Below are 22,514 nucleotides of genomic sequence, written 5' to 3' on the forward strand. Positions count from 1 at the left end.
TCATGAAGTCGTCTTGCTAGCGCGGCGACGGCGTGCTGCAACCAAGCCACCCAAACCGAGAGCCAAACCTGTCATTGTCATCGGTTCTGGAACTGCTTCTGCACTCACTGCGAAGTCTTGGAAGTCTGCATCGTTGCTGTTACCGCGATCGTCGAAGGAGATTAGTGTGCCTCCATTAAACAGAGAACCTGTTCCGTTGGTGAATTGTCCGGCAGCTTGGAAGACGTTCGTGGTTTCTTTGCCGAGTGCGTCCCACAGTTGCGATTGCGCGCCAAACACCGCTTGCTGGCTGCCGCTGTTCAAGGCTGAGGTCGAGTAGACACTGCCATTGTAGCCGCTGTCGAGTCCCAAAGTGTAAATTTGATTTGCCAGGAATGTGAATACTACCGAGCCAGAACCCAAGACTGTATTGCCCAGAGTTCCTTTCCATTCGTTCTCCCACTGGTCGTCTGAGGATTTAGTTTCCGAAAACAGGGTGCTAACTAGAGAGACCGCCGAGTCCTTCACACTGTAGACTCCCAAAGAGGATTGGAACTGACCGTGAGATTCTTTGAAGTTAAACTTGACACTTGTATCTTGGCTGAATTGGATGCCGCTGGCACCAAAGGAGAAGGCTTGAGCAGGAGCTCCGGCGCTAAACAGAGCTGTGGCGGCTGCGGTAGCTGTGAGGGCGGATAAGAGTTTGGTATTCATAACCTGTTCCTTTTGTGCGATGGTCTTAATAATTTCATTATGCGATACTTTGTTTGTATTTGGGGCACTTTAGGTAAAGTTTGACATATTCTTTATCAAGCCTTTACATCTCCTTCACAAATGCTGTTGATCGCATCTATCTGCGGGCGATCGCTCCCTACAAATACCCCCTAAATAATTATTAAAGAGTGTGGATGGAAACCTTGCAGTCATGGGCATGGGAGCGCGGAGCAGCGAAACTGATTTTGATTTAGCTTATGCTAATTTTTTATTTAATTCTCAGTCTAAATCCTCAATGCCAAACACTTAAGTATAAATACGGTAATATTTGTGTGTACTGACAGTTAGAGGAGTTTTATATTAACCAGAAACTGGGAATATTTGTTTTTTGGGACTTTTGTAGGGGAGTTAAAGTAGTTTATCTATCGGGTAAATTACGTACAAAATGCGATCTTTGGGTTTACGTATTTTGGTTCAATTAAGTAGATACGGTGGCGTGAGATATCCCAAAGATGCGATCGACGAGATGCGATTTCTGCAGATTGAAGCGGTAAAAGAGCGGATTGCCCCTCCACAATGATTGTATAGAGAAGCTCTGGCCCCGTCCTTGCTCCCGATCGCCCGCATCAAAACAGACCGCTGTAGCGTTCCTCTGCCCAAGGTTCGCCCCGCTGGTGGTAGCCGTTCCGTTCCCAAAAACCGAGTTCTTCAGTTTCTGTAAACTCCAGGCCGTTAATCCATTTAGCGCTTTTCCAAGCGTACAAGTGGGGAACTACGAGCCGCATTGGGCCACCGTGGTCTGCCGATAGAGGTTCGCCGAAGACGGTGTGGGCGAAAAAGTTTTCTTCTCGGAGGAAGTCGGCGATTGCAATGTTGGTAGTGTAGCCACCGTAGCAGTGTTCCAGGACGTGCATAGCTTTCGGATCGACTTCTATATAGTTCATAAAATCTGTCACTTTGACTCCCGTCCACTGCACGTCGAGTTTTGACCAGCGGGTGACGCAGTGAAAATCCGCAGTAAAGTTACTTTGGGGCATGGCCTGGAAGTCCGACCAACTGAAGGTTTGTGGTTTTGCCAATCCCCAGACTTTAAATTCCCAACTTTCAATGCTGACCGAGGGTGTATCGCCGTAGGTCAGGACAGGAAAGCCGTTGGCGAGGTATTGACCTGGGGGGACGCGATCGATATTTTCTGATTCTGGCTTGCGAAAAAACTTGCCCTGCATTGATTCACACTCTACAGTAACTGACTGCAATCCTGAGTATAACTTGCACAGATGAGCGGATCGCAATTCATCTCAAGGTAGAAAGCTTTCATCACTTCTGCCGAAATAAAAATCTCCAAATCCTGCTTGATGCCGCCTAATTATGCCTTTGGAGAGAGGCGAGGCTAAAAATTTTTACAATTTATCACCCCAGCGTATGAATTACCTAACCTTAAATTTTATCGTAATTAATGGTGCATTTCCGAATTTTTGATGTATTGTTACAATATGCTCAGATGCCATATGTAAAAAAATTGATGGGGTAAAAATCATGATCGCAAGTTGCTTGATTCCGTTGACGGTATGCTTGATTGCTTGGTGGGTGACTGCCGGGACTGACAACAGAACGCTAGACGGAATTCCGGCTCCCATAGCTGCAATTATTGGAATGTGTTCGTTAATTTGGTTGGTGGCAGTGTGTCCTTGGCCTGTTGAACTTGCTCTAGTCTTGGCGGTGCTGGTTTTCGGCAAAGCTTATTTGCAAAAAATCTTGAAAGTTGGCTGAATTTTCAGGGCTAGCGCTCCTATTATTTATTTGCGGGAGCGCGATCGAGTGCTGCTACTTTGTTAAAATTTTTCGCGATTTGTCTGGCTAGGTTCTCCGAGGGGGTCGCAAAGACGGAACCAACCCCAGAACTGGTGAAATTCAATTTACATATTTCAGTTAAAAATTACAACATAAAGATTGACAGAGAAACCCGGTTTATCTTAGATAAACCGGGTTTGTGAGAGCCTGAAATTTTGACACATCCCGCAAGAATTGCTGAGGACTTCGACACTCGGAACCCAAGAAACTGGGTTTCTGAGTCCAGGACGGTTGCTGTATGTGCGTAAAATGTCGAGCTGTTAAATTGGCAAGCGATTGATATCTTTATTAGAACCAATTACTACCATCACCTCGCCTTTTCTCAAGCGTTCGCTTGGCTGCGGATTGATCTCGAACTTGTCGGCACGACCGACTGCTAGCAAATTCAAACCATACCTGCGCCGGAGTTCCAATTCGGAGATGGTTTTGCCATCAAACTTTTCAGGAACGAGCAATTCAACGATGCTGTGATCTGGGTCGAGGTCAAAGCGTTCTAAAATGCTGGGTTTTGTAAGAAGGCGGGCCAAAGAGCAGCCCATTTCTCGTTCGGGAAAAACTACATGATCTGCCCCGACTTTTTTCAACAGTTTTAAGTGAGTTTCCGAAGAAGCTTTGGCTATTACATGAGTTACCCCGCCTTCCTTAAGATTTAGGGTGGTGGTAATGCTTTCTCCTAGGTAATTGCCGATCGCAACAATCACTGTTTCAAATTCAAATATACCGGCTTCCAGAAGAGCGCTAGGCTCAGTAGAATCTAACTGCAAAACGTGAGCAGCAATACGATCGTTCAAAGCTTGAGTTACTTTTTTTTCATCGGTGTCAATTCCCAGGACTTCGTAACCCAAACCGTGCAGAGTAGAACACACAGCTTTGCCGAAGCGTCCCAAACCAATAACTGCAAACTGCTTGTTGTCGGCGCGCAAAGTGCGAAAAAAATTTAAAGATGACAGGTTCACTGAATATCCAGCGCTGAGCGTCTTGCTGTTTAGATTTTAGCAGAGACAGCGCCGCCTCCTTTTGATTTTTGGGTAAGTAGTAAAAGTTGATTTGGGTTGTCACCCATTGTTTAGATTATCAGCAACGAGGCAGGATTTTTTTATCCCACTAACAAACTTTCCTCAGCATACTTAAAAGACCTGGGTTTTGGGTCGCCGAAGGCAGCACTCACCAGCAGCAGCACCCCAACCCGACCTATGTACATTGTAGCAATCAAAACCAGCTTACCGATCGCTGAAATCGTGGGTGTAATCCCAGTGGAAAGACCGACCGTGCCAAAAGCTGAAACTGCTTCAAACAGGGCTGCGATAAATTCTACTTGGGGATTGGTCAGCTCGATTAAAATTGCCGATGTGAACGCGACCAACATGGAACCGAAGACTACGCTAATGGTTTTCAGAATCATTGCTGGCGGGATTTGACGCTGATAGCACTCCACATCTTCCTGGCCTTCGATAACTGCTGTGGTACAGCAAAACAATATCCTAAAAGTTGTGGTTTTGATTCCGCCGCCGGTGCTGCCAGGACTGGCGCCGATAAACATCAGCGCAATCGTCAGGAATAGCGAGGCTTCGCTCATTTTGCCAATGTCAATTGTATTGAATCCGGCCGTGCGGGGAGTAACAGATTGAAACCAAGATGCCATCAGCTTTTGAGGGAAATTTAGAGCGCCTAAAGTGTCAGGGTTGTCGTATTCCAGCACCAAAAAGGCTAGCATTCCTAAAATCAAAAGGACAGCCGTTGTAGTGGTAACAACTTTGAAGTTCAGGGAAAAAACTGTGCAGATAGGGCTTTTGTTGAAGCGATCGCGCAGCCACAGGTACAATTCCATAATTACTTGATAGCCGATTCCGCCAAATATGATTAAACCACCGACAGTGAAGTTAACCATAGGCGAATTGATGTAGCCGATCAAATTATCTGAATAGATGCTAAAACCCGCGTTGTTAAAGGAATTAACGCTGTGAAATATAGCAGACCACACACCCTCTTTAAATCCGTATTGGGGGACGAAAACCGTCATCAGCAAAAACACTCCTGTTAATTCAAACAAAAGTGTTGTTGCTAGAATTGACTGCACCAGTTGTACTACGCCGGCTAGCCCGGATTTGTCGAGAGATTGTTGCAGGGCAATTTTGTCTTTCAAGCCAAAGCGGCGGCCCAATAACAGCAGCAAGAAAGTCGTGGCTGTCATGTAGCCCAAGCCTCCTATTTGCACCAGTAAAACTAGGCACAGTTGCCCCCAAAAAGAGTAATATTTTCCGACATCCACAACCGACAAGCCCGTGACGCAGACAGCGGAAGTAGAGGTAAACAGTGCTGTTATTGGATCGCTCCAAGTTCCATCAATTGTGGAAAAGGGCATCATCAGCAATAGAGTACCTGCGAGGATGACAGCGAGAAAGCCCAAAGCAATGGTTCGCGAGACAGTCATTCGATTTTAGATTTTAGATTTGAGATTTTAGATTTGAGAGGGAACCCACAAATCGATTTTAGATTTGAGGTTTTAGAGGGAACCCACAAATAGAGCGTCGGGCTTGAAATCAGGACATCTCTATCTCGCGAAGGCCGGAGACCGATCGAACTCAATCGCCAAATTCTATGACAACAGCGGGAAAATAACGGTAGAATTCCTTTAATAACTTGCGATCCGGCGATGACATCAACACTTTACCAGCAAATTCAGCAACTTTACGACGCTTCTAGCGGTTTGTGGGAGCAGGTGTGGGGCGAACATATGCACCACGGTTACTACGGCCCGGATGGCAATTTGAAAAAAGAGCGCCGACAGGCTCAGATAGATTTGATAGAAGAGCTGCTGGCATGGGCTGGAGTACCATCAGAGAAGGCACTGTGTGAATCTTACCGCATTCTCGATGTCGGTTGCGGGATCGGTGGCAGCACACTGTATTTGACCGAAAAGTTTAGTTCGATCGCTCAAAATAATTTAAAGTTGGATGGCATGGTCGATCGAGATTTTAGCCGATCGCCCGAACCAAACAAAACGGGCGCTAGCGTTACAGCTACCGGGATTACTCTGAGTCCGGTACAGGCCAACAGAGCGACCGAACGCGCTAAAATTGCTGGGCTTGAAAGCAATGTGAATTTTTTGGTTGCCGATGCTTTGAATATGCCTTTTCCTGACGAGTCATTCGACTTGGTTTGGTCGCTCGAAAGTGGCGAACATATGCCCGACAAAATTAAGTTTTTGCAGGAATGCTGCCGCGTACTCAAGCCGGGAGGAACTTTGATTTTGGCAACTTGGTGTCACCGCCCGCTGGGAGAAACGGCGGGAGAATTAACTGATGAAGAGAGAAAGCAATTGGCAGAAATTTACCGGGTTTATGCTTTGCCTTATGTGATTTCTTTGCCGGAATATGAGGAAATTGTCCGCAGTTTGCCTTTGACAAGTATTCGCACCGCAGATTGGTCACAAGCTGTTGCTCCTTTTTGGGATGTGGTGATCGATTCTGCTTTGACTCCGAGCGCGATTTGGGGTTTGCTAACTAGCGGTTGGACGACTATTCAAGCAGCACTTGCTCTCGGATTGATGAGCCGTGGATATCAGAGCGGGTTAATTCGTTTTGGGCTGATTTGTGCTGTAAAATAACAGGCATATATCAGAGAAGTTTTGAGTTTTGAGTTGATTAGTAAGGTGTGCATTGCACACCCTAGAGCATATTATTTGTTTGGTGCGGGTGTGAGATTTATGGGCAACGATTCGATTGGGAAGTCTTGGATTGATAATAACTCGGCTCCGCAAAGCTGGGTGAGGGCATTTTGGGAGTTTTCTCGACCGCACACTATTGTGGGTACTAGCTTGAGTGTATTGGCTTTGTACGCGATCGCCCAAAGTTCGCGGCTGTTTGTGAATCCTGTATTTTTGCCCCTAGCTTTTGCCTGGTTGGCTTGCATTTGTGGCAATATTTATATTGTGGGATTGAACCAGTTAGAAGATGTTGAAATTGATAAAATCAATAAGCCGTATTTGCCGATCGCCTCGGGAGTGTTTTCTCAGAAAACTGGGGAATTAATTGTAATTGCAACGGGAATTATAGCAATTTTGACTGCTGTTTTACAAGGCCCGTTTTTGCTGGCTACCGTTGGCGTTAGTTTGGCGATCGGGACTGCTTATTCTCTGCCGCCAATTCGGCTGAAACGGTTTCCTTTTTGGGCGGCGCTGTGCATTTTTACGGTGCGGGGCGCGATCGTAAATTTAGGGTTATTTTTGCACTTTAATTGGGTGTTGGGCTTGGGAAGGGCGAAAAGCGCTTTTTCTGGCTGGAGTTTGAAGAGTGTGTCTTTTGAGATTCCTGCGGAAGTTTGGGTGCTGACGGTTTTTGTTGTGGTGTTTACGTTTGCGATCGCCATTTTTAAAGATATCCCCGACATGGAAGGGGACAAGCAATATAATATTACTACGTTTACGATTGAGCTGGGCAAGCCTGCCGTCTTTAATTTATCTCGCTGGGTGTTGACGGTTTGTTATTTGGGCGCGACTTTGGCGGGAGCGATCGTATTGCCTAATGTTAATTTAGTGTTTCTGGCAGTTTCTCATTTGGCGGCTTTGGGTTTGATGTGGTTTTGGAGCGTCAAAGTTGATTTGGACGATAAAATAGAAATTGCTGCATTTTATCAGTTTATCTGGAAGTTGTTTTTCTTAGAATATCTGATTTTTCCCGCAGCTTGTTTGTTGGGGTAGAAGGAAGAAGGAAGAAGGAAGTTCGGCAACGGATTCTGTAACGGATGTAACGGATGTCAGGAAGAAGGAAGAAGGAAGAAGGAAGAAGGAAGGGGGAAGAAGGAAGAAGGAAGGGGGAAGAAGGAAGGGGGAAGGAGGAAGAAGGAAGGAAGAGTTAACAAATTAGAAAAAGTTGGCAATTACAAGTTAGCGAACTCCGAAACAACCAAGACAACTATGGCTTCTCAAAAAAAATCGCGGAAATCTGCCTGCAAACTGGGTGCCGAAGACTCTTTGAAATTAGCTTGGGAACATCACCAAGCGGGCCGTTTGTTAGAAGCTGAGAATTTGTACCGGCAAATAATAGAAGTGCAGCCGGAATCAGCAAACGTGCTGTGTTTGTTGGGAATAGCGGCGAGACAGCAGGGAAAAATTGCCGAGGCGATCGACTTTTACGAAAAGGCGATCGCCCAAAACCGCGATTTTGTAGAAGCACATTTAAATAAGGCTAATCTTTTGCTGGATGTAGGCGAGTATCAAAGGGCGATCGCCAGTTACGAACAAGTCATCAAAATCCAGCCAAATTCCGCCCTCGCCTACAATAATTTGGGCTGGATTAAACAGCAATCAGGCGAAATAGACACGGCTATTTTATATTACCAAACAGCGCTACAACTCGACCCAAACCTACACGAAACAGCGCACAACTTAGGACATTTATTTAAACAAAAAAATCAATTAAACCAGGCTATAGCTTATTACCTCCACGCTTTAAAAATTAATCCAAATTTGACATATTCTCTGATGGGGTTGGGAACAGTTTTGCAGCAGCAAGGTAAATTAGCAGAAGCTTTCAACTGCTACCAGCAAGCTGTAAAGCTAGACCCCAACAACCCCGAAGCTCACAACAATGTAGGAGCATTTTACCACGAACAAGGCAATGTAAAAGCCGCAATATCCTACTACAGACAAGCCTTAAACTTAAAGCCAGATTTCGTGGAGGCTATTAACAATCTCGGACACGCTTTGGTCGATTTAGGAGAATTTCAAGAAGCTTTTTCTTGTCACTGTCGAGCCTTGGAATTGCAGCCAGACAACGCCACCGCCCACCTGGAATTCGCCTTAACTTTGCTATTGTTCGGAGATTTTCAGCGCGGTTTTGCTGAATATGAGTGGCGGTGGCGCACTCCGCAAATACAACCGAGGCAATTTAAACAGCCAGTTTGGGATGGTTCGGATTTGCAGGGGAAAACTATTTTACTCCACGTCGAGCAAGGCTTTGGCGATTCGATTCAGTTTATTCGCTATGCCCCAATTCTTCGCAGCCGAGGGGCTAAAGTTATGGTGGCTTGCTATCCAGAACTGATGCGGTTGTTTGCCACAGTTGCCGGCATTGAATATTTATCAGTTATTTTGGAAGGTTTGCCAGAATTTGACGTTCACGCACCGCTGATGAGTTTGCCGCGAATTGTGGGGACAACTCTGGAAACAATACCTGCCAATATTCCTTATTTATATCCGCCTGCTGAGTGCAAGTTTGCGCTTTCTTCTGATGCCAAATTGAAGGTGGGGATTGTTTGGGCGGGGAGTCCGAAGCGCCGGAAAGACAATCAGCGTTCTTGCAGCTTGAGCGATTTTATTCGATTTTTGGATGTTCCGGGAATCGCTTTTTATAGTTTACAAAAAAACTTGTCCGAGAGCGATCGCACTTTGTTGCACCAACACTTAGTGCCGGATTTAACTCCGCATTTGAACGACTTTGCTGATACCGCTTCGGCGATATCTCAACTGGATTTAGTCATTAGTGTCGATACGGCTGTGGCGCACTTAGCCGGTGCTTTAGGAAAACCGGTTTGGGTGCTGCTTTCTTTTGCTCCTGACTGGCGTTGGCTGCTGGATCGTGAAGACAATCCTTGGTATCCAACTGCGAGGCTTTTTCGCCAAAGTCAGCCGGAAAGTTGGCAAGAATTGTTTGAGGAAGTGCAGGCGGCTTTGAGTTTATTTGCGATCGCCAATACTGCTAGTTATTCCGAGGAGTCTGCCAAAGATTCGCTTCTCGCAATGACTACTAATAATACGCCTGACCTCGATTCTGTAGCTGTCAAAATGACTGGTGCAAGCGTAGTTCAAGAGAGTCAACAAATATTTGTAATTGCGAGCGAAGGGCTAGCGGAACAATACGCAGCTAAGGAATCACAGGGGATTGAGACATCTATTTCGATCGCAACGGGTGGCGATAACCCGGTTGTTTTAGAGGATTTATTGCGGCAAGCAGAACATTTGATGGAAACAGGCGATCGGGAAGATGCGATCGCCCTTTACGAACAGATTATATCTCTTGAGCCAAATTGCGTTCAAGCGCGGATTAATTTTGGTTTTCTTAAGCAAGAAAAGGGCGAATTGGAGGCAGCCATCCCGCATTACCGAGAAGCTTTAGCCATCGATCCAAATATTCCTCAAACAGCTTACAACTTGGCAAAGATTTTTGAGGAACAAGGTCAAGCGGAAGAGGCGATCGCACATTACGAGCAAGCTCTTGTAGCTCAACCAGATTTCGTACCTGCACTGATTAATTTAGCCGTGGCCCTGCAAGAAAAAGGCGAACTTTTCAGGGCGATCGAGCTGTACCGGCGAGCGCTGGAAATTAATCCGCATAGCTGGGAAGCTTACAACAATCTGGCAACAGTGTTGCAAGAACAGGGCAATTTAGAAGATGCGCTGGAGTATTATCACAAAGCTCTAGAATTGCTGCCGGATTTTGTGGAAGCTATCAACAATTTAGGCAGGACATTTCTGGAAAAAGGCGCGGTAGAAAATGCAATATCCTGCTACAGACGGGCGATTTATTTAAACCCCAATCACGCTAGCGCTCACCTGAATTTATCCTTGGCTTTGCTGTTAGTGGGAGATTTGGAAAATGGTCTCGCTGAATACGAGTGGCGCTGGCAAATTAAAGAATTTCACACTGGTCATTCCTGTTTTTTGACGGGGCCGGATAATACTGTTTCGGCGAGAGAATACCGGCCGCTATGGGACGGTTCTGATTTGGTGGGAAAGACTATTTTGCTGCACGCCGAACAAGGTTTAGGCGATTCGCTTCAGTTTATTCGCTACACTGCGATCGTCAAAAAGAAAGGCGGCAGGGTCATTGTGGGCTGTTACCCGCAATTGCACCGTTTATTTGCAACGGTTGATGGCATTGATTTGCTAATAGTTAAAGGCGAGCCACTGCCGGAATTTGACGTGCAAGCGCCGATGTTGAGTTTGCCCTATATTATCGGTACAAAGCTGGAAACAATACCAGCAAATACTGCTTATTTATCTCCGCCTGCGGGTGCTGAATTTACGCTTCTGCCCGATCGCAATTTGAAAGTTGGCATTGTCTGGGCGGGGAATCCAAAACACCGCAAAAACAAGCAGCGTTCGTGCAGTTTAAGCCAGTTTCTGCCGCTTTTGGACGTTTCGGGGGTAAGTTTTTACAGCTTGCAGAAAGAGGTTTCGGAGGCAGATCGCGCGCTGTTGAATCAAACATCAATCGTAGATTTGAGCCCGCATTTTGGCGATTTTGCCGATACTGCTGCTGCGATCGCCAAACTGGATTTAGTCATTAGTGTCGATACCGCTGTCGCCCATTTGGGGGGCGCTTTGGGCAAGCCGGTGTGGATTTTGCTGGCGTTTTCGCCGGATTGGCGGTGGCTGCTGGAACGTGAAGATAGTCCTTGGTATCCGACGGCGCGGCTGTTTCGCCAGCATCAGCGGGGCGACTGGGAGGGCGTTTTCGATCGGGTGGCGGAAGCTCTAGGCGCGGTTGCTGCTGCATTTGTGCCGTCGGATTCGGCGGATGCAGAGTTTCGGTTGGGTGTGGATTTGCAGCAGCAAGCCGATTTGGACGGTGCGATCGCTTGTTATGAGCGGGCGCTACGGATCGATCCTAATTACGCAGCCGCGCACAGCAATTTAGGCGTTGTCAAACAGCAAACGGGCAGGCTAACAGAGGCGATCGCCCACTACCGACAAGCCCTAGCAATCGACCGAAATTTGGCGGAAACTGCGAGCAATTTGGGCAGCGCCCTCGCGGAAGCAGGGGAGACTGAAGAGGCGATCGCACAATATGAGCGGGCGCTTTCTTTGAACCCGAATTGCGCGGAAGCGCTGATTAATTTGGGCCTGTTGCGGGAAGAGCAAGAGGATGTGGCGGAGGCTATAAGCTGCTATGAGCAGGCGATTCAAGTCAATCCTAATTGCGCGGTGGCTTATTTGAATTTGGGAATTGCTTTGGAGGCACAAGGGGAGGAAGCGGGCGCGAATTATGAACGGGCGATCGCGAATTATGAACGGGCGATCGCGATCGAGCCAAATTATGTGGAGGCTTTGCAGCATTTAGCATACGCCTCGATCCGACAGGGCAAAATTGACCGCGCGATCGCATACTACGATCGAGCTCTGGCGCTGCAACCGGCTTTGGCAGAAACTGATCTCGCTTTGGGGAGTTGGCTGTCAAACCAAGATAAGTTAGATGAGGCTCTAGCTTTTTGCCAGCAGGCGATTCAGAAATTGCCAGCCAGTGCACAGGCTCACGGCAATCTCGGAATTGTCCTGCACAAACAGGGCAAAATTGAAGATGCGATCGCCTGCTACCATCAAGCTTTGAGCTTGAAACCAGACTTTCCAGAAGCTTTGAACAATCTCGGCAAAGCTTTTGAGGAAGCGGGAAAAATGGCAGAGGCGATCGATTGTTACCATCGGGCGATCGAACTCAAACCCGGTTATATCAATCCCCTCTACAGTTTGGCAAGTGCTTTGCACAATCGCGGACAATTTGCGGATGCTCTCACCTACTACAGCCAAGCAGTTAAATTCAATCTCGCTAGCCCCGAATCGCACCTAAATTTAGGTTTAGCTTTGCTGCTGGCGGGAGATTTTCAGCGCGGTTTTTCCGAGTACGAATGGCGACTCCTAGTTAAAGAAAAACAGTTCCGGCGCCACAACTTTATTCAGCCGCTTTGGGATGGTAAAGATTTGAATGGAAAAACTATTTTGCTTTGCCCGGAACAGGGTTTAGGCGATGCAATTCAGTTTATCCGCTATGCAGATTTAGTCAAGCAAAAAGGCGGCAGGGTAATTGTTTGGTGTTTGCCGCACTTGCAGCGCTTGTTTGCACAAGTTTCGGGAATCGATGGGTTAATAGTTAATCCAGAGGATGCGCCGGATTTTCAAGTGCGCGCGCATCTAATGAGTTTGCCGCACCTTTTGGGAACAACTTTAGAAACTATACCCGCCAAAGTTCCTTATTTAGCTTCGCCGCCCGGTTTGGAATGTACTATTCGCCAAACTGCTAATTTGAAAATAGGGATTGTGTGGTCTGGAAATTCTCAATACTCCCAAAATAAAGTGCGATCGTTACCGCTAAATTTGTTGTCCCAACTGTTAGATATTCCGGGAGCAGAATTTTACAGCTTGCAAAAGGAAATGACAGCAGACGATAGCGCTTTGTTAGAGCAAATGCCCGTAACAGATTTAAGCTCTAATTTGCAAGACATGGCCTATACTGCGGCTGTAATATCGGCTCTGGATTTAGTGATTTCTGTAGATACTTCTGTGGCGCACTTGGCTGGTGCTTTGGGTAAACCCGTGTGGATTTTGCTGTGTTTTGTGCCGGATTGGCGGTGGATGTTGCAACGCGAAGATAGTCCTTGGTATCCCACGGCGCGGCTGTTTCGCCAGTCTACAGCGGGAGATTGGGAAGGAGTTTTAGAACAAGCTAGTTTGGCGCTCAGAGAAAGAATTTCTCAGCATCAGGAAGCTCAACCACTAATAGAAGCTCAGCCCCATGTTGACTTAGCTCAAGAACAGTTTAATTGCGGAAATGTTCTGAAAGCGCAAGGTAGATTTTCCGAGGCGATCGCTTGTTTTAAAAATGCTTTAGTTTCGCATCCTAATTCGATCGAAGCCGCCACGAATTTAGCAGTGACGCTGCACCAAACAGGCGATTTAGCCGAAGCTGCCACCTATTATCAGCGCGCGATAGAAATCGACCCTAACTGCGCTCAAGCGCACAATAACTTGGGTATTTTGCTGCAAGATCAAGGTAATATACCCGATGCTGTATCTTGTTTTCAAAAGGCGATCGCCCTGAATCCGGTTTACGTCAAAGCTCTCAACAATCTCGGCGCGATACTCCAGCAGCAGGGCGAGTTGCCAAGTGCGATCGCCTATTTTCATCAAGCACTTTCTGTCAATTCCAATTATGCGCCAGCGCTGGTAAATTTGGGTGCGGCGATGCAAACACAATCTCAGCTAGCCGAGGCTGAACGCCTTTACGAGCGGGCAATTGAAGCAGAACCGCACAATCCTACAGGACACTATCACCTGGGAACGTTATGCTTGGCTGCGGGAAAAATAGAACAGGCAATTTCTAGCTTGGAACGTGCAATATCTTTGCACCCTAATTATATAGAAGCTATTACTAACTTGGGCAGTGCTGTTGAACAATTAGGAGACGTAAATCGAGCAATTTTGTGTTACAGTAAAGCTATAGAACTTGATGCAAATTGTGTTAAAGCTCACTTCAATTTAAGCTTAGTCTTGCTGTTGACTGGGGACTTGCCGCGCGGTTTAGCAGAATACGAGTGGCGCTGGCAAACAGAACAGGCAAAAAAATTACCACGGTTGAATTTTGACAAACCAGTTTGGGACGGTTCAGATTTAAATGGGCAAACTATTTTGATCCGATCGGAACAAGGTTTGGGCGATGCGATTCAATTTGTGCGATACGCGGCAATTGTGCAGCAAAAAGGCGGCAAAGTAATCCTTTCTTGCTATCAAGAACTGAAGCGTTTATTTAAGCAGATTCCTGGCATCGAACAAGTGGCGGTTCGGATGGAGGAATTGCCGGATTTCCAAGTGCAAGCACCGCTGATGAGTTTGCCGTATATTCTCGGAACAAGTTTAGAAAATATACCGGCAAATGTTCCTTATTTAGCTGCGCCACCGAATTGGCAATTTTCCCTAAATTCCGATCGCAATTTCAAAGTTGGGATTGCGTGGGCGGGAAGTGCGGAACATTTGAAGGATTTTCAGCGATCGAGCGATTTAAGCTATTTCCTGACATTATTAGATATTCCCGGTGTAAGTTTTTACAGTCTTCAGAAAGAAGTGTCGGCGGGAAATCGTAGTTTGTTAACTCAAATTCCCGTGATAGATTTGAGCGACAATTTGAACGATTTTGCCGATACTGCGGCGGTGATATCGCAACTAGATTTAGTAATTTGCGTGGATACTGCGATCGCCCACTTAGCCGGTGCTTTGGGTAAACCCGTATGGATTTTGCTGTGTTTTATGCCGGATTGGCGGTGGATGTTGGAACGCGAAGATAGCCCTTGGTATCCGACAGCGCGGCTGTTTCGGCAGCAAACACCGGGCGATTGGGAGGAAGTATTCGATCGCGTAAAAACAGCCTTAAAACACCTAATTTATACTCGTTCCCAAGCTGTGCCTGGTAACGGAGATACCGAAGCTTCGCCTCGATTTTATTTATCACCCGCAAAGGTACAATTTCACATAGCAAAAGCCTTAGAAAAACAAGGTAAAAAAGCAGCGGCAGCCACTCGTTACGAACAAGTAATTGCCGCCTCACCCAGCCACGCCGAAGCCCACAGTTGTTTAGGTTATCTCAAACAGGAAAACGCGCAAATAACCGAGGCAATTTCGCACTACAAACAAGCGCTAGAAACCAATCCCAACCTGAGCGAAACAAACTTATACTTGGGTTCCGCCCTCGAAGAACAAGGAAAAGTCGCAGAGGCGATTGACTTCTACAATAAAGCAATTCAACTACGTCCCAACTCGCCAAATTGGCGCTTGAGACTAGCCTTAGCTTTGCTTTTAACTGGAAATTTTGAGCGTGGTTTTGCGGAGTACGAATCGCGCTGGCAAACTGAACAATTGGATCAGCGCTCTTTTGAGCAACCGCTTTGGGATGGCTCTGATTTGCAGGGAAAAACAATTTTATTGCACCCTGAACAAGGTTTTGGGGATACGATACACTTTATCCGCTACGCACCTTTAGTTAAGCAAAAAGGTGGCAAAGTTGTTGTTGCTTGTCATGTCTTGCTGAAGCGTTTATTTGAAGGAGTTGCAGGAGTCGATCGAGTAGGAGTCAAGCCGAGCGATTTGATAGATTTTCAAGTGCAAGCCCCGCTGCTAAGTTTGCCGCGAATTCTGGGAACGAATTTGGAAAATATACCGGCGAATATTCCTTATTTAGCTCCGCCACAGGATTTTAAATTTTTCCTAGAACCGAATAATAAACTAAAAGTAGGTATTGTGTGGGCGGGCGGCCCGCTGCACCGCCACAACGATCGGCGATCGTGTAAATTGAGCGATTTTGTGAAATTTGTAGATGTTCCGGGAGTGAGTTTTTACAGCCTTCAGAAAGATTTGTCAGGGGGCGATATTACTTTATTAAAGCAACACCAAATTGAAGATGTGAGCGAACATTGCGTCGATTTTGCCGACACCGCAGCAATTATTTCGCAACTCGATTTAGTAATTTGCGTAGATACTTCTGTGGCACATTTAGCCGGTGCTTTGGGCAAACCCGTCTGGATTTTGCTGTCTTTTGTTCCCGATTGGCGCTGGATGCTGGAACGCGAAGATAGCCCTTGGTACCCTACTGTGCGGTTGTTTAGGCAGCAAAAAGTCGGTGATTGGGATGGAGTGTGCGATCGTATAAAAGCAGCCTTGCTAGAGAGGGCGGGCACGGGGGCACCGCCCCTACAATCTACTCGTTACCAGGCTCTGCCTGGTAACGCATATTCAGAGGCTCCGCCTCGGCTTCAACCCCCAGAAACTCCCCCTCAAATCCAACCCCCAGAAACTCCCCCACAAATTACAGGAATCGGCATCAGTTGGCCCCTCAGTATCACCAGCGGCTGGGGAATTTACGCCCTGAATTTAACACTACAACTGCGGCAAAATCCCGCCTGGGAAGTTGCACTTTTAGAACCGCCATCAATCACCTCAGAATCAATGAATCCGCTGCATAAATTGCTGTTGTTACCTGTAATTGAAAAGCACAAAACTTTTCAGGAATTAGTAGCAGCCAATTCCGATAAACAAATCAGTTGTAATTTTCCCGTACTTTACGCTTTGGGGAATAATTTAGCATCCTCTGGAGTTGACAATCAAATTACCAGCGCTTGTCAAATAGGAGTCATATTTTTTGAAGACACACGAATCACAACAGAAGCAGTAGAAACAGCCCAAAAATATAGTGTGATTGTCGCAGGTTCCAACTGGAATGCGGATGTTTTGAGAAGCTGTGGCTTGGCTAATGTGGCGATGGTACATCAAGGAATTGACCCAACAATTTTCCATCCTGCACCCAAATCTAATCTATTTGGCGATCGCTTCGTCATTTTCTCCGGCGGCAAACTGGAATATCGCAAAGGTCAAGATATTGTAATTGCCGCTTTCAAACGATTTCGCGCCAAACATCCAGAGGCTTTGTTATTAACAACATGGCACAACTTCTGGCCTCAGTATATGTTAGGAATCGAACAAACCGGAAACGTTGCGGGACTTCCCAATATCAACCGCGACGGAAGTTTAGGAATTTCCCAATGGTTAGTGGCTAACGGTTTGCCAGTTGACTCTTTTATCGACATCGGCTTAATTCCCAATCACCTCGCCGGACAAATTTTGCGAGAAGCTGACTGCGCTGTTTTCACCAACCGATGCGAAGGTGGCACTAATTTAGTCGCGATGGAAAGTATGGCCTGCGGAATTCCGACTATTTTATCAGCAAATACTGGTCATTTAGACTTGATTTACAGCAACATTTGCTATCCTTTATGGAGTCAAGGACGAGTTAAACCGACTGCTCATTTTTCCGGTGTAGAAGGTTGGGGAGAGTCTGAGGTTGCAGAAGTTGTCGAGGCTTTGGAACAAGTTTATACTAATCGCGAAGAATCAAAAAATCGCGGTTTAGCTGCGGCTAATTTTATGCTCAATTGGACTTGGGAAAAACAGGTTAATCGCTTTCTTGCTGTTATATCAGATTCGCTTTAACAATCATCTTTTTACGGCGAATATAATTCGCTACTACACAAACCAAGTTTGTTTTTGTAAACTAAAGAATAAATAATCAAGATTAACTTGCGATTAGTCCCAATAGCTTTTCAGCACTATTCACGCTTTCCATATCGTAAAGTTCCCGGTTGTAACAAACAATTTGTGCTACCAACTTTTGATGATATTGCTGAGCTTTTGCCAACATAGAACCCTGGGAACGCCGATAATTGACAACTACTTCTCTCGTTCCCAAAAAGGGAATATTGTGCTTGTGGCAGTTAACCCAAAACTCCCAATCTTCGTAACCTTCCTTCATCCCAACTTTGTACCCGCTGACCAAATTTAAAATAGATTTGTGATAGAGTGAAGACGGGTGAATCATGTTAGATTGCTTGATATTTTCGGGAGAATACAACTCGTAACTGGGTACTATACGATTTTCAGTCCCAAACATTTGATAAGAACCAAATGCTACGCAAGGTACATTTGATTTTAAACATATTTCTAAAAGGTCAGTCAAGGCGTTTTCAGTTAGGATATCATCGGCATCTAAAGGCATAATGTATTCACCATTTGCTGCTGCTATGCCAGCATTCCTAGCACTCGAAAGCCCTTTATTTGTTTGTTCTACAAGCCTAATTTGATATTGGGAATTTGCTACTATTAAATTTTTGGCAACTGTGCTGGTAGTATCTAAGCTGCCGTCATTGACAATGATAATTTCCCAATTTTTGTAAGTTTGGTTAATCACGCTAGTTACTGCTTCCAGCAAAAAATGAGATTGATTGTAACAGGGAATAATCACAGATACCAAAGGTCGATCTGCCAATTGTGGCGATGCTGAAACTTGTTTGACACTTTCTGATGGTAAATTACGTGCCGAATTTCTAGCAGCTTGCAAGCTGTAAAAATAAATCTTGGGATGGACGATGGCTAATTGATTCAGATCGGTATTTTGATATTCATTTACTAACCTCGGATATCCCGATAAGTATTCTTGTTTAACAAAAATCAAGATATTCTGAGCGTACCAAGGCTCTACTTTGTCATTGTTCCATATTTTTTTTCTCAAGCAGTCAATAACTGCATAGCCGTTTTTCTGAAAGTAATAAACCCAATATTGTGGCCACTGTTCGTTAACGTGTTCGACGCCTCCTTGAAATGGTATCGCAGCAGAAAACAGAATCACCGGTGCTAGTAGAGTGAGAGAATTAACAAAGTTTTCGGCACAGGTAGCCGGCAAATGTTCGGCAACTTCCAGAGAAATTGCTAAGTCAAATTTTCTGTTTATTTGCAGCGGTTGCTTTAAATCGGCGGATTGGAACTGATTTAAAGGAATTTGTAAAATAGTGCGATCGACATAATCGCCATCTATTCCTAAACAATCAGCAATTCCCAACTTGTGAAAAGCAGCTAACCAACTTCCCGTACCGCAGCCCACATCCACCACACTTTTAGGTAAAGTGGGTTGCAGCAAGTCTAACAGCAGGGGAATAATTTCTCTAGCAGAAGTGCGAGTTCCTTCTCCGATTAATTGGTAAAAATCTCTTGTATAAGATGACTGTTGGTTTTGATTGGTTTGGCTGGCTATTTGAGAATTAATTGTCTCTAAACTGCTAATATTGTAACCGTGCAAATGTGCTGGCAACTGCCAGGAAATATTGGGGTCAGGTTGATGTTTTACTGGCTCGACATTTCCCCGCCAAGCGGCCCCCATAATTTGCATTGTTTGATATACTACTGTTTGCCATCCCCTTTGCTTCAAGTAATCTAAACCTTTACCAACATCGGGAGCGGTTAAATCGTGAAATAAAATTATTGCATCTTCCTCAGCCAATTTTTCACACGCAATGGCATCATTTAACGGCCCATCACCTCCGTGTTCTCCGTCAATAAAAATTAACGACCATTTGCGGTTGAATTGAGCGGAAAATTCTTCTACTCTTTGGGGGCTATAGCCGGGTATTAGCTCGACTGATGTTTGAACGCCCGACGCATTTAGAGCACCTTGAATTGAGTCGATTACGCTTTGTCTAATGTCCTCTCTTTCTAACAGCGGATCGACGACATCTAATGCAACTCCTGCGAGCGCTAAATGACAGGCTGACCACCCCAACCAGCAGCCTATTTCTAAGGCTTTTTTACCTTTGAATTGCAGGGCTGTATTGTAAAGGATGTGGGCTTCGTCGCGATTCAAAAACCCTATAAATGGATAGCGCTTGTCTGCATACCAATTATGCGGAACTTCCCGGCGCAAATAAGGCCAGTTACTCGTATTTGGATCGGCAATAATCATATTGGGGAAATAGGAGTCAGGTATAATTATTTGGAACCCAGGGGAAACATAATCCCCTGGATGTAATAAATTATTTTTGCTAAGTTCAGGTTGTTGGTAAGTCATTTGGGGTTCTTGAAATATTGGTATTGCTTCCTGTTTTTTAGGTTGATAACGGACGCTAATTTCCAGTATATCGCCGTCAGTTGCCATCAATTGTACTCGGTCAAACTGCTGGCGGCCAGCTAAATGCAAAATGCCGATCGCCTCCTGCGGCAAGTACGGCTCCACAAAACAGCCTCGCTGCTTGTCCCAAACCGGAAAACCGTTGAATATCCAATTGCACCAAGCTGGTAGCATTTCAGTGAAATTGAACAATTCGCCACTGTAAACAGCTAGGTTTAGGGCAAATTGATCTGTCATGACACAGCCGGATTTTTGCAATCCTTGATTGAGTTTGTCAGCCCATATTTCCCAGTGCAAAGCGTCTTTGCGGAGGGCGAAAACTCCGGCATTTAATATCGGATAACTGTAGAATTTATTAGCGATTTCTTCACCAAAGTTAGCTTCGTATTGTTGATAAACCCACTGCCAAAACTGAGGAAGTTGTCCGTACTGCTGCAAGCTTGCCCTGTGAACTTCGGGAACAATAGCCAGCCCCCGGCGCGATGCTCCTTCAACCAACAAATTAATTGCTCTCCAGTCTTGAACCCAAGCATCCGCATCAATCCAAAGGTATATATCAAAATTGGGAAAGTATTTTCGCAAACAAGGTCTAACTAATAGTCCTTTTAAATGTTCGGGAGATTCATTTCTGCCCGGAAAGTCAAAGTCCCAATCGGGCTTTTGAATGATATTAACTTGTCTTTCCAGCCACTGCAACTGTTCTGGAGTGCAGCCGAGATCGAAAAAGCCGATCGCCACATTTTCACCCTCGGGTTTTTCCCGCACCGATAAAATAGTACCTCGCACCAATTCAAAGTAATTTGCATCGGCGGCTGTGATGATGATAATCTGCATAAATATAGGATTGGGCATCGGGCATTGGGCATTGGGCATTGGGCATTGGTTATTTGTTATTTCATAATGGCTCATTCTTCCTTCTGCCTTCTGCCTTCTTCCTTAAATTATACTATCGAGGAGGACTTATGAAAAACCACAAAGGGAAAGTTTATCTAGTCGGTGCGGGGCCCGGAGATTGTAACTTGATGACAGTGCGATCGCACAAACTGCTATCCCAAGCCGAAGTCTTAATCTACGATGCTCTCATCGACATCCCGCAACTCGAATTAATCCCAGCAACTTGTCGAAAAATAGAAGTCGGGAAACGCGGCGGCAAACCTTCCACCCAGCAGCAAGAAATTAACCGTTTGCTGGTAGAACATTGCCAACTAGGAAAACAAGTAATCCGCTTAAAAAGCGGCGATCCGTTTATTTTTGGTCGTTCCAGTTCCGAAATTCAAGCATTAATCACAGCGGGCTGCGAGTTTGAAGTAATACCCGGAATATCCTCTGCATTAGCCGCACCTTTACTAGCAGGAATTCCTCTCACAGATCCGGTAATGAGTCGCTGTTTTGCAGTGATGAGCGCCCATGAACCGGATGCTCTGGAATGGGAAGCATTAGTGCAGATAGAAACTTTGGTAATATTGATGGGAGGGCGAAATTTAAGCGAGATAATTTGGCAATTGCAAAAGCACGGACGATCGCCCGAAACTCCGATCGCCATTATCCGAGATTGTGGCCGCCCCGAACAGCAAATTTGGCTCGGCACTCTCTCCAACATTGTACAGCAAACAGCAGGTCAATCTCTGTCGCCTTGCGTGATCGTAATTGGGGAAGTAGTTAGATTGCGCGAATATTTAATCCAGCCAGAAAGCACAAATATGATCGATACACCAGTCACCACTAATAACAGCCAATTGCCGCTAGCAGGAAAAACCATTTTAGTCACCCGCGCAGCTTCTCAGTCGGCTGAATTTAGCGATCGACTCCAGCAACAAGGAGCCCGGGTTATCGAAATGCCCGCCTTGGTAATTGGGCCGCCGTCCACTTGGGAACCATTAGACAGGGCGATCGCACAATTGTCAAGCTTTCACTGGTTAATTCTCACTTCCCACAACGCTGTAGACTGCTTTTTTCAACGATTACAAGCAAAAGGCAAAGACGCCCGCAGCTTGTTTGGCATTAAAATAGCAGTTGTCGGTAAAAAAACAGCAGAAAGTTTGCGATCGCACTCTCTACAACCAGACTTTATTCCCCCCAACTTTGTCGCCGATTCCCTAGTCGATAACTTCCCCGATAACTTGCAAAACTGCAAGATTCTATTTCCGAGAGTAGAAAGCGGCGGCAGAGAAGTTTTAGTTAAAGAATTCACCGCCAAAGGAGCGCAAGTAATAGAAGTACCAGCTTACCAATCTTGCTGTCCCGAAACTATCGACCCGATCGCCCTATCCGCACTCCAAAATCAAGCCGTAAATGTCATAACATTTGCCAGTTCCAAAACCGTACATAACTTTTGCAATCTCATACAAGAAAGCCCAAAATTGTCCCCGTCTAAGGATTGGTTGGAAAACGTTTGCATCGCATCCATCGGCCCTGAAACTTCCAAAAGCTGTCAGAAATTATTGGGTAAGTTAGACGTAGAAGCGAAAGAATATACCTTAGATGGATTGACAGAGGCGATCGTCCAATGGGTTGCCGAATATCAAAGTTCGTAAGTGCGATCGAACAGCCGTTAATTATCTAATCTGTAGGTGTAAAAGGGTTATAATACCAATTTTAAAACTTTTTGGGTAAGGACACGGCAGTGCCGTGTCCCTACAGATGCTCGCGTACAATCTCTCGGTTGCAAAACTTTTATGAATTATACCAATTTTAAAAAAGAATGCAACAGTATTCTTGTTCCCCCCCTTAGCAAGGGGGGGCTAGGGGGGGTCGAAG

General features: G+C 45.7%; 10 protein-coding genes. 5 read left to right on the forward strand and 5 right to left on the reverse strand.

The features are described 5' to 3' along the window. Positions 1-693, reverse strand: a complete 693-nt coding sequence (locus QUA43_RS17430; protein ID WP_333375526.1) for a PEP-CTERM sorting domain-containing protein — start codon at positions 691-693, stop codon at positions 1-3. Between the two features lie 626 nt (positions 694-1,319). Next, on the reverse strand, positions 1,320-1,919 hold the full coding sequence (locus QUA43_RS17435) for a sulfite oxidase-like oxidoreductase (protein WP_333375528.1): 600 nt from the start codon (positions 1,917-1,919) through the stop codon (positions 1,320-1,322). Positions 1,920-2,229: 310 nt separating this feature from the next. Between QUA43_RS17435 and QUA43_RS17440 the strand changes: the two genes are divergently transcribed. Next, positions 2,230-2,463: a hypothetical protein gene (locus tag QUA43_RS17440; protein ID WP_333375530.1), complete on the forward strand. Its 234-nt coding sequence runs from the start codon at positions 2,230-2,232 to the stop codon at positions 2,461-2,463. 341 nt (positions 2,464-2,804) lie between these two features. On the opposite strand, the gene QUA43_RS17445 is transcribed toward QUA43_RS17440, so the two are convergent. Together QUA43_RS17445 and QUA43_RS17450 are read right to left on the reverse strand one after the other, a co-directional pair. Further along, positions 2,805-3,500, reverse strand: coding sequence for a TrkA family potassium uptake protein (locus QUA43_RS17445; RefSeq protein WP_333375531.1), 696 nt, complete (start codon positions 3,498-3,500; stop codon positions 2,805-2,807). A 140-nt stretch (positions 3,501-3,640) separates the two neighbouring features. Continuing rightward, positions 3,641-4,975, reverse strand: coding sequence for a TrkH family potassium uptake protein (locus QUA43_RS17450; protein WP_333375533.1), 1,335 nt, complete (start codon positions 4,973-4,975; stop codon positions 3,641-3,643). A 222-nt stretch (positions 4,976-5,197) separates the two neighbouring features. Between QUA43_RS17450 and QUA43_RS17455 the strand changes: the two genes are divergently transcribed. From QUA43_RS17455 to QUA43_RS17465, 3 genes are all read left to right on the forward strand, one after another. Beyond that, positions 5,198-6,151 (forward strand): methyltransferase domain-containing protein, encoded by a 954-nt coding sequence (locus QUA43_RS17455; RefSeq protein WP_333375535.1) that lies wholly within the window; start codon positions 5,198-5,200, stop codon positions 6,149-6,151. 36 nt (positions 6,152-6,187) lie between these two features. Beyond that, a complete protein-coding gene (locus QUA43_RS17460) occupies positions 6,188-7,243 on the forward strand; it encodes a homogentisate phytyltransferase (protein WP_445301977.1) in 1,056 nt (351 codons plus the stop codon). Positions 7,244-7,459: 216 nt separating this feature from the next. Next, positions 7,460-17,293: a tetratricopeptide repeat protein gene (locus tag QUA43_RS17465; protein ID WP_333375539.1), complete on the forward strand. Its 9,834-nt coding sequence runs from the start codon at positions 7,460-7,462 to the stop codon at positions 17,291-17,293. 82 nt (positions 17,294-17,375) lie between these two features. Here QUA43_RS17465 and QUA43_RS17470 read toward each other — a convergent pair whose 3' ends face one another. Then, entirely contained in the window at positions 17,376-20,666 is a 3,291-nt protein-coding gene (locus QUA43_RS17470) for a glycosyltransferase (RefSeq protein ID WP_333375541.1), read from the reverse strand. A gap of 53 nt (positions 20,667-20,719) precedes the next feature. Here QUA43_RS17470 and cobA point away from each other — a divergent pair, with 53 nt between their 5' ends. Next, complete coding sequence (cobA, locus tag QUA43_RS17475; protein ID WP_333375543.1) at positions 20,720-22,291, forward strand: uroporphyrinogen-III C-methyltransferase; 1,572 nt, start codon at positions 20,720-20,722, stop codon at positions 22,289-22,291. The last annotated feature ends 223 nt before the right edge of the window (positions 22,292-22,514 follow it).

This window comes from Microcoleus sp. N9_B4 (assembly GCF_036701635.1).
Taxonomy (GTDB): domain Bacteria; phylum Cyanobacteriota; class Cyanobacteriia; order Cyanobacteriales; family Microcoleaceae; genus Microcoleus.

Excerpts from the sequence above, each read along its gene's own strand:
- QUA43_RS17465 (WP_333375539.1), top strand. The coding sequence starts at position 7,460 with ATGGCTTCTCAAAAAAAATCGCGGAAATCTGCCTGCAAACTGGGTGCC.
- QUA43_RS17450 (WP_333375533.1), bottom strand. The coding sequence starts at position 4,975 with ATGACTGTCTCGCGAACCATTGCTTTGGGCTTTCTCGCTGTCATCCTC.
- cobA (WP_333375543.1), top strand. The coding sequence starts at position 20,720 with ATGAAAAACCACAAAGGGAAAGTTTATCTAGTCGGTGCGGGGCCCGGA.
- QUA43_RS17455 (WP_333375535.1), top strand. The coding sequence starts at position 5,198 with ATGACATCAACACTTTACCAGCAAATTCAGCAACTTTACGACGCTTCT.
- QUA43_RS17435 (WP_333375528.1), bottom strand. The coding sequence starts at position 1,919 with ATGCAGGGCAAGTTTTTTCGCAAGCCAGAATCAGAAAATATCGATCGC.
- QUA43_RS17440 (WP_333375530.1), top strand. The coding sequence starts at position 2,230 with ATGATCGCAAGTTGCTTGATTCCGTTGACGGTATGCTTGATTGCTTGG.
- QUA43_RS17430 (WP_333375526.1), bottom strand. The coding sequence starts at position 693 with ATGAATACCAAACTCTTATCCGCCCTCACAGCTACCGCAGCCGCCACA.
- QUA43_RS17470 (WP_333375541.1), bottom strand. The coding sequence starts at position 20,666 with ATGAGCCATTATGAAATAACAAATAACCAATGCCCAATGCCCAATGCC.